At 70.6% G+C, this 11824-nt stretch carries 12 protein-coding genes; 3 read left to right on the forward strand and 9 right to left on the reverse strand.

From position 1 onward, the window contains the following. Positions 1–21 precede the first annotated feature (21 nt). Genes FNH13_RS16230 through FNH13_RS16240 form a run of 3 tightly spaced genes read left to right on the forward strand, consistent with a single transcriptional unit; the run spans position 22 to position 1936 of the window. Positions 22–1071: a GNAT family N-acetyltransferase gene (locus FNH13_RS16230; RefSeq protein ID WP_143784412.1), complete on the forward strand. Its 1050-nt coding sequence runs from the start codon at positions 22–24 to the stop codon at positions 1069–1071. Between the two features lie 9 nt (positions 1072–1080). Further along, positions 1081–1263 carry a DUF6104 family protein gene (locus FNH13_RS16235; RefSeq protein WP_143784413.1) on the forward strand — a complete coding sequence of 61 codons (183 nt, stop codon included), beginning with the start codon at positions 1081–1083 and terminating at the stop codon, positions 1261–1263. Between the two features lie 13 nt (positions 1264–1276). Continuing rightward, a complete protein-coding gene (locus tag FNH13_RS16240) occupies positions 1277–1936 on the forward strand; it encodes a GDSL-type esterase/lipase family protein (protein ID WP_143784414.1) in 660 nt (219 codons plus the stop codon). Here FNH13_RS16240 and pheA read toward each other — a convergent pair. The 9 genes from pheA to FNH13_RS19630 all read right to left on the reverse strand — a co-directional run bounded on the left by pheA (position 1926) and on the right by FNH13_RS19630 (position 11792). Beyond that, complete coding sequence (gene pheA, locus FNH13_RS16245) at positions 1926–2858, reverse strand: prephenate dehydratase (RefSeq protein ID WP_228266448.1); 933 nt, start codon at positions 2856–2858, stop codon at positions 1926–1928. The genes FNH13_RS16240 and pheA overlap by 11 nt on opposite strands. Beyond that, positions 2855–3820, reverse strand: coding sequence for a zinc-binding dehydrogenase (locus tag FNH13_RS16250; protein WP_228266449.1), 966 nt, complete (start codon positions 3818–3820; stop codon positions 2855–2857). Before FNH13_RS16250 ends, pheA begins: the two co-directional genes overlap by 4 nt. 43 nt (positions 3821–3863) lie before the next feature. Continuing rightward, entirely contained in the window at positions 3864–5444 is a 1581-nt protein-coding gene (locus tag FNH13_RS16255) for a sugar transferase (RefSeq protein WP_143784416.1), read from the reverse strand. Between the two features lie 424 nt (positions 5445–5868). Further along, the gene (locus FNH13_RS16260; protein ID WP_143784417.1) at positions 5869–6447 is read right to left on the reverse strand and encodes an arsenate reductase/protein-tyrosine-phosphatase family protein; all 579 of its coding nucleotides are present in this window, start codon (positions 6445–6447) and stop codon (positions 5869–5871) included. Further along, positions 6444–7091, reverse strand: a complete 648-nt coding sequence (tsaE, locus tag FNH13_RS16265; RefSeq protein WP_143784418.1) for a tRNA (adenosine(37)-N6)-threonylcarbamoyltransferase complex ATPase subunit type 1 TsaE — start codon at positions 7089–7091, stop codon at positions 6444–6446. Before tsaE ends, FNH13_RS16260 begins: the two co-directional genes overlap by 4 nt. After that, a complete protein-coding gene (locus tag FNH13_RS16270) occupies positions 7088–8269 on the reverse strand; it encodes an alpha/beta fold hydrolase (RefSeq protein ID WP_228266450.1) in 1182 nt (393 codons plus the stop codon). The genes tsaE and FNH13_RS16270 overlap by 4 nt, the downstream gene beginning before the upstream one ends. After that, positions 8266–9513 carry an alanine racemase gene (alr, locus tag FNH13_RS16275; RefSeq protein WP_143784420.1) on the reverse strand — a complete coding sequence of 416 codons (1248 nt, stop codon included), beginning with the start codon at positions 9511–9513 and terminating at the stop codon, positions 8266–8268. The genes FNH13_RS16270 and alr overlap by 4 nt, the downstream gene beginning before the upstream one ends. A 28-nt stretch (positions 9514–9541) precedes the next feature. Then, a complete protein-coding gene (locus FNH13_RS16280) occupies positions 9542–10687 on the reverse strand; it encodes a 3-isopropylmalate dehydrogenase (RefSeq protein WP_143785186.1) in 1146 nt (381 codons plus the stop codon). A 196-nt stretch (positions 10688–10883) separates the two neighbouring features. Next, the gene (locus FNH13_RS19630) at positions 10884–11792 is read right to left on the reverse strand and encodes a peptidoglycan-binding domain-containing protein (RefSeq protein WP_228266451.1); all 909 of its coding nucleotides are present in this window, start codon (positions 11790–11792) and stop codon (positions 10884–10886) included. Between the last annotated feature and the right edge of the window lie 32 nt (positions 11793–11824).

Genomic DNA, 11824 nt, shown 5'->3' on the forward strand with positions numbered 1-11824 from the left:
CTTCCTGAAAGAATGCCCGCCATGAGTTCTCCCGACGTTGCCCCCTCGCACGCTGCGCTTCCCGCTGGCTGGACCGCCCAGGAACCCACCGGAGACGACGTGCCGGACCTGGTCCGGCTGCTGAGACAGCACGAGAAGGAGGCACGCGGCTGGCCCGGCGCCGACAGCGAGCAGGTAGCGGCCGATGTCACCGGCAAGGGAGCAGTGACCCGGCGGCACTGGCTGATCCGCGACCCGGAGGGGGCTGCCCGCGCCTGGGTGAGCTGTCACGACCGGGCCGCTGGACGAGTGCTGGTGGGCGTGACCGTGGACCCGGACCTTGACCCGGCGCAGGCCGAGCCGGTCGCGACCCACTGCTTTGCGTTGGCCGAGCGCACTTCCGGGGAGATCGCCAGGGACCGTGGGCTGGCGGCGACCCAGATGGACTCCGGAGCCTTCCAGGACGACGACCGCCAGGATCGCTGGCTCAAGGACGCCGGCTTCAAGCACGTGCGCACCTGGTGGCAGATGGAGCGCCCCGTCACGGCACAGGACGCCACCGACCACCCTCAGCCGCGTGAGGGAGTGGTGGTGCACCGGGTCCGCCGCGACGACGCCGTCGGGCTGCCGGACGAGGAGGACCTGCACGCCGTGCACGAGATCTTGGAGGAGTCCTTCGCCGACCACTTCAACAACTACCGCGAGACCTTCGAGGAGTTTCTCGACCGGCTCCGCGCGGACCCCGGTCACCGGTGGGACCACTGGTGGCTGGCCGACGTCGACGGTGCACCGGCGGGCGCCCTGGTCGGCACGACCGTCACTGGTCGCCTGGACCCGGCGGGCAACCCGGTCCCAGACGGCTCGTATGTCGAGTACATCGGCGTCCACTCCAGCGCCCGTGGTCGCGGGGTCGCCAAGGCCCTGCTGTGGGCCGTCATCGCCGACGCGGCCGCACGCGGCCGCAACCGGGTCGGGCTCGAGGTCGACGCCGACTCCCCCACCGGAGCCGACGGGCTCTACTCCTCGATGGGCTGGAAGACGGTCTACGTCACAGAGTCGTGGCACAAGGACGTGGAGGCTCCCGCGGGTTAGTCTGCGGCTGTGTACTTCACCGACCGCGGCATCGAGGAGCTCGCCACCAGGCGAGGCGACGAGCAGGTCACTCTCGAGTGGCTCTCTGAGCAGTTGCGCACGTTCGTGGACCTGCACCCCGAGTTTGAGGCGCCCGTGGACCGCCTCGCCACGTGGCTGGCCCGACTGGACGACGAGATCGACGACGAATGATGGAGGACACCCTGTGACAGCCACCGACGACGAGCCCGTCGTGGAGTTCAACCCCAGCGCGGAGTTCCAGATCACCGACGGACCACGGGACATCGGTTTGTGCTTCGTCGGTGATGGTTTCGTGGCCGGCTACGGCGACCCCAAGGCCCTGGGCTGGGTCAGCCGCGTGGTGGGCCGCAGCCCGGTCACAGATGCCGACCTGAGCGCCTACAACCTCGGGGTGCGGGGAGAGTCCAGCGCTGAGGTGATGAGCCGCTGGCGGGCCGAGTGCGCCCCCCGGTGGCTGGACCGTTCCGAGCGCCGTCTGGTCGTCGGTGTGGGCGCCGGCGACGTCGCTGCCGGCATCACCACCGCGCGCTCACGGCTCAACCTGGCAAACATCCTCGACGAGGCGACCACCACCGGCATCAGCACCTTTGTCGTGGGTCCCACCCCGACCCTGGACGCCGAGGTCAACCAGCGCCTGGAGGTTCTGGCCGACGCACAGGCGGATGTGTGCTCGCGTCGCGCAGTTCCCTATGTGGACTGCTTCCACCCGCTGCGCGACCACGACCAGTGGCAGTCAGATCTGGCCGCCGGCGATGGCGTCCACCCGGGACAGGCCGGCTATGGCCTGATCGCGTGGCTGGTGCTGCACGCAGGCTGGCAGGACTGGCTCAAGGTCAACGGCTGAGACGCTCCACCCAGACTCGAGCCGCGTCATACGCCTGCGCGGTGGCCACCTCGGGCACCGGGGTCTGCGCTGCCTGGGCCCGCGGGTAGGACCCCAGGAAGCGCACCTGCGCACAGACCCGGTGCAGCCCCCTGAGGGCCTCCGCGACCCGCGGCTCACGGAGATGTCCGAGCGCCTCGATCGCGAAGCAGTACTGGCCGAGCGCCTCTCCGGTGGGCCGTGACTCCAGCCGGACCAGGTCGACACCGCGCATCGCGAACTGGTTGAGCAGATCGAGCAGGGCACCGGCGTGGTTGTGACGCAGGTAGGCCACCAGCGTGGTCACGTCCGCACCCGTTGCCTCCGGGATGTGGCCGGGGCGGGCGAGCCTGATGAACCGGGTCACCGCGCCGGGACGGTCAGCGATCCCACCGACGAGGATGTTCAGTCCGTGCCGTTCAGCAGCCAGGGGCGCGGCGATGGCGGCGTCATAGACCTCCGCGGCGACCAGCACCGCAGCCCGGGCGGTGGAGGACTCCGGGATCACCTCGGCGCCCGGGAGGTGTGCGGCGATCCAGTCCCGGGTCTGTGCCTCGGCGACCGGGTGCGTCGCGATGCGGCGCACCGCGGCCAGGTCAGTGCCGGGGCGGGCCATCAGGGCAAACTCGACCTCGACGTGCACCTCGCCGGTGATGACCAGCGGTTCGCCGCGGATGAGCTCGTCGAGGGTGGCCGACACCGACCCCTCGACCGAGTTCTCGAAGGGGACGAGCGCCTCCGCCAGGACGCCTTCCCGCAGCGTCTCGAGGGCAGCGGCCACGGTCGGAGCCGGCCAGGCGCTCTCGGCCGTGTCCGGGTCCAGGCGGCGCAGCCCCTCCTCGCAGAATGTGCCCGCCGGCCCGAGATAGCCGACCCCGTCCTGAGGGGCAGGCACCGGGGTCACGGGGTCAGCACCACCTTGCCGAAGACCTCACCGGCATGCAGGGCGGCGATCCCGTCCGCGGCCTGGGACAGCGGCAGCACCCGGTCGATCAGGGGGCGCACGCCGGTCTGCTCGACCACCCGGACAACCTGCTGCAGCTGCTCCAGGTTGCCCATCGTGGAGCCCTGGACCCGCATCTGCTGGAAGAAGATCCGGGTCAGCTCGGCCCGCGGCGGTGCATCACCGGAGGTCGCCCCGGCGATGACGACGGTGCCACCGGGGCGCAGGCTGGAGACGGAGTGCGACCAGGTCGCCGCGCCGACCGTCTCCAGGACGATGTCGACCCGCTCGGGGAGACGTTGCCCGCTCTCGAAGACGGCGTCAGCACCCAGGTCGAGGGCCCGCTGGCGCCGGGACTCGTCCCGACTCGTGGCCCACACCCGGTAGCCCAGGGCCGAGCCGAGCGCGATGGCCGCCGAGGCCACCCCACCACCGGCGCCCTGCACGAGCACGGTCGAGCCGGGAGGTCCGCCGTTGATGCACAGCATCTTGTAGGCCGTCAGCCAGGCGGTGGGTAGGCAGGCGGCCTCCTCGAAGGACAGACCGCTGGGCTTGGGCACGAGGTTGGCAGTTGGCACCACGACCTGCTCCGCCAGGGTGCCTTGGTGACGCTCCGAGAGCAGGGAACGTCGCGGGTCCAGAGTCTGCTCACCGATCCAGCCGGGCGAGGAGATGACCGCGTGCAGCAGCACCTCGTTGCCGTCCTGGTCGACCCCGGCCGCGTCACAGCCCAGGATCATCGGCAGCTGCTCGCTCTTGAGACCGACGCCCCGCAACGACCACACGTCGTGGTGGTTCAGGGCGGCCGCCCGCACGTCGACGAGCGCCCAGCCCTCGGGCGCCTCGGGAGCGGGGCGGTCAGCGACCACCAGGCCCGCGAGCGGGTTGTCGGGATGGAACTCGGCGACGTAGGCAGCTAGCACGCTGATCAGCGTATCGCTCCACCACCCCGCCGCGGCGGCAGCCTCAGTAGGCGCCGGTGTCCTCGTCGGGACGGAGCACGACATGTCCGGTGCGCCACATGATCATCAGGTCCAGCAGCGGCGTCCAGTTCTCGACGTAGTAGAGGTCGAGGCGGACCGACTCTTCCCAGGAGAGGTTGCTGCGGCCGTTGATCTGCCACATGCCGGTCATGCCCGGCTTGACCAGCAGGCGTCGGCGGGTGTCGGCCTCATAGGCCGCCACCTCACGCGGCAGCGGCGGGCGCGGCCCGACCAGACTCATCTCGCCCCGCAGAACGTTGATCAGCTGGGGAAACTCATCCAGGCTGTAGCGACGCAAGAAGGCGCCGATCCGGGTGATCCTGGGGTCGCGGCGCATCTTGAACATCGGCCCGGAGCCCTCGTTGAGGGCCATCAGGGCCGGCAGCGCCGACTCCGCATTGGTGACCATGGTGCGGAACTTCAGCATCCGGAAGGTGCGCCCGTCACGCCCGACCCGCTCCTGACCGAACAAGACCGGCCCGCGGTCGTCCAGCGCGATCGAGAGGGCCACGGCCAGGAAGAGTGGCAGGAGCGCGATGAGCCCGAGGGCCGCCAGCGTCCGGTCCAGAACGTTCTTGAACACCAGGGTGGGTCCGCTGAAGGTCGGCGCCTCGACATGGATCAGCGGCAGGCCCTGCACGGGACGGGTGCGCACCCGGGGGCCCGCCACGTCCATGATGCCGGGGGCCACGACCAGGTCGATCTCGGTGCCCTCGAGCGCCCACCCGAGCCGGCGCAACCCGGCAGATCCCAGGCCGGCCGAGGAGGACACCGCGATGACGTCGATCCCCAGGTCAACTCCACGGGCCACGACATCCAGCTCCGAGCCGACGACAGGGACACCGGCGACCTTGCTCCCCCGGGGGAGGTCGTCGACACAGGCACCGAGGACGTTGTAGCCCGCGTCCGGCGTGCGGCGCAGGGCGACGACGAGGTCCTCGACCTCGGCGCGACCTCCCACGAGGAGGACCCGGTCGGAGAACATGCCCTCCCGGCGCTGTCGGACGAGCCACCGGCGGGCGGCATAGCGGGACAGCAGCAGGAGCAGGGTGCCCAGCGGGAACGCCAGCATCACGTAGCCGCGGGCCACGTCCAGCTTGATGGCATAGGCGACGATCGCCAGGGTGGAGAAGAGCCAGAGCGAGGCGTGGAAGACCTGACGGTACTCCTGCACACCGTGACCGCTGAATCGGCCGTCGTAGGAGGAGTGGAGGTGGAGCATGAGCACCCACGCCACGGCCAGTCCCGCACTGACGGTCCAGTAACCGAACTGGGTGGAGACCAACGGCGCATCCGCCAGACCGAACCGGGTGAGCGTGGTGATCGCCAGGGCGACCATGATGACGACGGCGTCGGAGAAACGGAGCCACCGCAGATAGCCGTCCAGGTAGCCCCGGGCGCGCGTATGACCGGGAGCACGGCGGTCTCGGGGGCGATTGTCAGTGGCGAGTCCGTCGGGAAGGACGAAGAGAGGCTTGAGCGGGCGGGTACCTGGGGTACCGCGCACAACGCTGGTACGGCTGAACACGCTGTCGCGCAATTCAACCTGCTGCTGTGCGGTCATACGACCCCCGTCGTAAGGATGTTGCCGAGAACTTGAAGAAGACTTTACCTAACCATGACTCATTGAGGGTAGTAGGTTCAGGGACTTTCCGCTAGACCCTCCGCAAAACTTCTTCCACACGGCTCCATTGCAGGATCTTCGCAGGCAGACCGACCTGGCTAAGCCCGAGTGACCCCACGGATTGCAGGATAACCCATGACCTGGCATTGGCGCTCGCTATGCCCAGACTTGGGAAACGCCATGCCCACGCGTGCCCTCGGCCGAAATCACGCGTGCTCTCAGCCGAACCCACGACCACGTTCTCAAGTGATGAGGCCCCCCGCGGGCAGGAGTCGCTACGCCCGGGTCAGGTCAGTGCGCGCAGGACCCGGCTCAGGTCAGTGCGCGCAGGACCCGGGTCAGGTCAGTGCCCGCAGGACCCGGGTCAGGTGAGTGCGCGCAGGACCCCAGGCAGGGCCACGCGCACCTGGGCATCCATCTGCTGATAGACGGCGTCCTCGCGGCGGAAGGGGTCGACGATGTCAGCGTCGTCCACCACGCCCGGCCCACGCCTGGTCACCAGGGTCGCCGCGAGATCTCGCAGCCTTCCGGAGGGCGGTCCCTCAGGCCCCGGCAGCTGGTCGTCGTCCAGGGTGTCGGCCAGCGCGGCGAACTCGCGGAACGTGAAGGCATAACGCAGCGCGAGCGGGTGTGCCCGCACCACCAGACCTCGGTGCGCGGTCGTCGCGGTCAGGACGAGGTCGGCTTCTGCCACCATCGCCGGGCGGAGCCGGCGGGCCACGAAGCCGCTGGGGGTGCCGCCGAGTGCCCGCAGCACGCTCGCCGCACGCTCATCCATCGGATGGCCCTCCAGTCCGTGCGTCCCGGCACTCCTGACCTGATAGCCACCCGTGCCCCATCGCCGGTCGAGCGCGCGCTGCAGGACCCGTTCCAGCAGCGGGGAACGGCAGATGTTGCCGGTGCAGACGACCAGCACCCGGCCCGGCCCGGTCACGTCTGTCATCTCGCCCGCTCCGCACCGGACCAGCGCGGTCCGTGCCCGACGGCGCTCACCCAGCGTGCCTGAGCACCCTCGAGGTCGGACATGGCCTCGCTGTCCCCCACGTCACCGCTGTCCCCCACGTCACCGCTGACGACACCGTCCCCGCTGGCCGGTCCGCCACCGGTTGCCTCATCGGTGGGCTCAGCCCGGGAGAGCACGATCTCGAGCCGGTTCTCGGCGAGGACCTCGGCCATCCCGTGGCCCCACTCCACCACCGTCACCACCTCGTCCAGCTCAGCGTCGAGGTCAAGGTCGTCGAGCTCCGCAAGCCCACCCAGACGGTAGGCGTCAACGTGCACCAGCGCCGGTCCGGACCCCAGACTCGGATGCACCCGTGCGAGCACGAAGGTCGGCGAGGTGATCGGACCACGGACCTGCAGACCCGCGCCGATGCCCTGGGTCAGCGTGGTCTTGCCCGCCGCAAGATCACCGGTGAGCAGCACCAGGTCTCCGGGTCGCAGCATGGCCCCGAGCTCGACGCCCAGCGCGTGCGTGTCCTCAGCAGTGGCCAGTCGCGCCCGCTCACCCGACAAGATCGTGGCCAGGGGCCCAGGACTCACCGGTGCTGGCACGTGCGGCCGGACCACCGCGTCATCGGCACTCATGCGCCCTGGCGCGACCTACGCTGCCGAGGTCGGGCCTGCAGGTCCCGGCGCCGCTTGGACAGGTCGGTGACCGTATGCCGGGAGCCGCCTCGAGCGGGGACCTCACGGGGCTGCTGTCCCCGGCAGCGCTCACCCCGACCGATGAGCTGCAGCAGCTCACTCGCGAGCAGGTCGGGGTACTCCAGCATGATGATGTGCCCCGCGTCCTTGACGAAGACGTGCTCGGCGCCGGGGATGGCCTCCACGATCTCAGTGCTGTGCACGGCCGAGGTCAGCGCATCCTTGTCGCCGTTGAAGACGAGGACCTCCTGCCCCACCATGTTGGCCAGCGCCTCGCGCTTGTCATGGTCCTCGAGCGTGTGGCTGTAGGCCGACATCACCGTCAGGGGAGTGCCGAAGATCATGTCGGCGGTCAGCCGGACCACTGCTAGGGACACCGGGGAGGCGAACGAACCACGGGCCACGAAGAACTCGCGGAGCTCTCGGCCGCCCCGCAGCAGCGAGTCGACGAGCTCCTGGTGCGGTGAGACCCCCTTCAGCACGCTGGGGCCGACCCGGTTGACCGCTCCCCCGAGCAGCGATCCCAGACCCCAGGTGATCCGGTGCAGACCCCCGGCGCTCGTGCTGATCAGCGCCACGCCCAGGACCCGGTCACGGAACAGCCCCGGCTCGGCCTCCGCCAGGGCCATGATGGTCATGCCTCCCATCGAGTGCCCGCCGAGGATCAGGTCACCCTCGGGTGCCACGTCCCGGATGATGCGCGAGAGGTCGACTCCGAGCTGCTCGATGTTGTAGGCCTCGGTGTCGCCCTCACCCGAGTTGCCGTGCCCGCGCAGGTCCCACACGACCACGCGGTGACCGGCCTCGATCAGGGCCCGACGCTGATAGACCCAGCACCGCAGGTCGAGTGTGAACCCGTGACACAGGATCACGGTCGGTCCGCTGCCGTCCCAGTCCGCGGGCTCGTTGATCTCGACGTGCAGGGGCACCCCGTCATCGGCGACCACGACGCGGGTCTCGTCCGGGAGCACCGAGAAGTCCTCCTCGGTGCCCAGTGCCTCGGCCTGCTTGCGGTCACGCCACAACCGGTCGGCCGCCACCGCGCCGACGGTGGCCAGTCCGGCCGCCGCGACGCCGGCGCCGATGCCGAGCAGGACATCCGTGCGGGACTTGCTCACCAGGTCTCCTGTCCTTGCGGGGGTGTTCCGACATACTCCCGCGGGACCCGGGGTCCAAAACGGGTGACGATCTCGTAGTTGATGGTGCCGACGGCCTCGGCCCAGTCCTGCGCGGTGGGCTCACCGCGGGTGCCGGGGCCGAAGAGCACGATCTCGTCCCCGGCGGCGACGCTCAGGTCGCCGACGTCGATGACGAACTGGTCCATGCACACCCGGCCCGCGATCGAGGCGCGTTGCCCGCCCACGAACACCTCGGCCTTGCCGGAGGCGTGGCGCGGTATGCCGTCCGCGTAGCCGAGCGGGACGTCCACCAGGGTGGTCGGTCCGGTGGTGGTGTAGGTGTGCCCGTAGGAGACGCCCTGACCAGCCCGGACCCGCTTGACCACCGAGGCGTGCGCGATCGCGGTCATCGCCGGCACCAGCCCGAAGTCCTCGGAGCTGCCCACCTCGGGGGCCGGGGTGAGCCCATAGACCGCCAGGCCGGGCCGGACCAGGTCCCACGCGGCCTCGGGCGTCGTCAGCGTCGCCGCCGAGTTGGACATGTGCCGCACCTCGGGGCGCAGACCAGCCCGCTCGGCCAGTGCCACGGCGTCGGCGAAGGCCTCCTGCTGGGCCAGGACGGTGGGGTGGTGGGGGGCGTCGGCATACGCGAAGTGGGTGAAAAGCCCAGTGACCCGCACAGCTTCCTCCGCCTCCAGGCGTCGGGCCAGGTCCACCAGCTCGGACCAGTCACTGCTCGTGGAGCCCTCGGGGCCGGTCGGGAACACATAGGCCCCGTTGCGGCCCAGCCCGGTGTCCGCCTTGAGCTGCACCCGAGCGGTCCGTCTGGCCACCCGAGCCGCCGCGGCGACCTCGTCCAGCATCCAGGTCGCGGACACTCCCAGGTCGATGTCCTGGGTGATCGCCTCGCCGAACCCGGCACCGGGTGCGTGCAGCCAGCACAGCACCGGTGCGCTCACCCCCGCCTCGCGCAGGCGGATGGCCTCGGTGAGCTGGGCCACCCCCAACCAGGAGGCACCACCCGCCAGTGCTGCTCTGGCGGAGGGGACCAGGCCGTGGCCGTAGGCGTCGGCCTTGACCACTGCCATCACCCCGGCGCTTCCAGCACGCTCACCGAGCACCCCGACATTGCGGGCGATCGCGGCCAGGTCGACCACGGCCCTGGCCGGGAAGGGCACCCGGGCACCGGCCGACCCCGTGCCCGCCGGGATCGGGGCGCTGGGACGCTCGATTGCGTGACTCATCCTGGACAGTGTGCCAGCGGTTGAGCGGTTAACCTGACAGACCGGCCTGAACCGCCGCGAGTTGTGTCATCAGACTGGGTCCGGCCAGCCCACCCGCCGCGCCGTCACCGTCGCCCGCCTCGGTGACCAGGGCCGCGATGCGCTCGCCCAGCTCCGCGGTGGAGGCGCCCATGCCGGCACCGGACAGGGCCGGCAGCCCGGACAGGACCTCAGCGGTGGCGGACTCGACCGCCGCAGCGGCCTGGCCCTCACCCAGGCTCGCCAGGCACAGCGCGAGGGACAGCGCGGCTCCTGCGGGGTTGGCCAGGCCCTGACCCTGGATGTCGGGGGCCGAGCCGTGCACCGGCTCGAACATGCTGGGGGCCGAGCCCTCGATGTTGAGGTTGCCGCTGGCCGCCACCCCAAGGCCGCCCTGCAGGACCGCCCCCAGGTCGGTGATGATGTCGCCGAACAGGTTGTCGGTGACGACCACGTCAAAGCGCTCGGGCGCGACCGGCAGGTGCATGCACATGGCGTCGACGTGGACGTAGTCGTGCTCCACGTCCGGGAATCTGGCCGCCACCTCATCGACCACCGCCAGCCACAACGCACCGGCATCGACCAGCACGTTTGTCTTGTGGCACAGGGTGACTCGTCCACGGCGCTGGGCGGCGAGACGGAAGGCGAAGTCCACGGCGCGGTGCACGGCATACCAGGTGTTGACCGAGCCCTGCGTGGCCACGGCCGCGGGGGTGCCCCGGTGCACGGTGCTGCCGCCACCGACATAGCTGCCCTCGGAGTTCTCCCGCACAACCACCAGGTCGCAGCGCTGCGGGGTCAGTCCCGCGATCGGGGTGGGCACACCGGGATAGAGACGGACGGGGCGCAGGTTGATCGCCTGGCGCAGCTCGGCGCGCAGGGCCAGGATGATGCCCCGCTCCAGGACGCCGGGGGTCACCTTCGGGCTGCCGATCGCACCAAACAGGATGGCGTCCTGACCCCGCAGCTGCGTGACGGCGTCCGCAGTGAGCAGTTCCCCGGTGCTGAGGTAGGTGTCGGCTCCGAGCGGCACCTCGGTGCGCTCGGTGGTGAACCCGAACCGGCCCTGCGCCGCGTCCAGGATGCTCAGTGCCGCCTCGGTGACCTCCGGGCCGATCCCGTCCCCGGGGATCACTCCCAGGCGGTGCGAGCGCACCGTCCCCGACCCTGCGGCTGCGCCCGGCGCGGGTGGCACCGCGGCAGGGTTTGCTGGCTCCGACACGTTCGACCTCCTGGGGGCGCTGGCTGGTGCGCGTCAGTCTGCACCATGGCCGCCGCCAGGCCGCACCGACCCGTGCACCGCGACGGACAACCGACCCGTGCACCACGACGGACAAGGGCACCAGCGCGCCTCACTCAGGGTCGATCTCGTCGGTCTCGTCGGTCTGCGGGAGCGGCTCCTCCAGGCCCAGCAGTTCGGCGTCGCTCGGGCCCTGGTCCGGCAGGGTCGGACCACCGGCGATGTCCGGGCCGTCCAGACCCGCCGCGCGGCGGGTCTGGGGTCCGACGCGCCCGTCGACCGTCAGGCCGTTGGCGTCCTGGAAGCCCTCGACCGCGCCGTGGGTCCTGCGGCCGGCGTCTCCATCGACGGTCCCCACCCCGAAGCCGGCGTCAGCAAGAAAGTGCTGGAACCGGGCCACGTCGTGCCCGAAGGCGTTGCGGAACCAGACGTCGGAGGTCGCCGAACGCCCCACCTCGTCCTCGAAGCGCCGGGCCGCGGCGGCAATCCGGTCCTCGCTGACGCCGGGCGCGATCTCCAGGTGCATGCCGTCCCGCTTGCCCCGTGCAAAGTCCAGCCCCGAGCGTCCGATGCTCTTGCCGTCGGCGTCCCGCGCGGAGGCGGCGATGGCTCGGACGGCGTCGCGCTGCGCCTGGGTGAAGCCGTCGCGGTATTTCCCGGCCGGGGTCGTCGCCTCATAGGGGTGCAGGTGTCCGTTGATGTCGATCGCCGACCCGGATCGGTGGTTGCTCTGGTTGCCAGTGCCGACCTTGGTGCCCGGTGGCCGGTAGGAGTGGATGCCGATCAGGTCGAACGCACCGGACTTGGTCCGCGAATGGCGCTCGCGGGGGCGGTGCCAGTTGTCCCGGTGGGACCGGGCGATCGGCTCAATCTCGGCGTGCCACCGCCGTGCCCACGCCTCCAGGATCACTGCGGCCGGGCGCGAGCGCACATAGACCACCTTCCACCCCGGTGCAGTGAAGCTGAACCCGGGGTAGTCGCCCAGCACGGCCAAACCGTTGAACGAGGTGGCAACAGCCATGACGCGCTCCCATCGGCAGACTGACCAGACCG

It is taken from the genome of Ornithinimicrobium ciconiae (genome assembly GCF_007197575.1).
GTDB lineage: Bacteria > Actinomycetota > Actinomycetes > Actinomycetales > Dermatophilaceae > Ornithinicoccus > Ornithinicoccus ciconiae.

Coding starts and splice junctions, on each gene's coding strand:
- FNH13_RS19630 (WP_228266451.1), bottom strand. CDS start 11,792: ATGGCTGTTGCCACCTCGTTCAACGGTTTGGCCGTGCTGGGCGACTAC.
- alr (WP_143784420.1), bottom strand. CDS start 9,513: ATGAGTCACGCAATCGAGCGTCCCAGCGCCCCGATCCCGGCGGGCACG.
- FNH13_RS16230 (WP_143784412.1), top strand. CDS start 22: ATGAGTTCTCCCGACGTTGCCCCCTCGCACGCTGCGCTTCCCGCTGGC.
- tsaE (WP_143784418.1), bottom strand. CDS start 7,091: ATGAGTGCCGATGACGCGGTGGTCCGGCCGCACGTGCCAGCACCGGTG.
- FNH13_RS16260 (WP_143784417.1), bottom strand. CDS start 6,447: ATGACAGACGTGACCGGGCCGGGCCGGGTGCTGGTCGTCTGCACCGGC.
- FNH13_RS16255 (WP_143784416.1), bottom strand. CDS start 5,444: ATGACCGCACAGCAGCAGGTTGAATTGCGCGACAGCGTGTTCAGCCGT.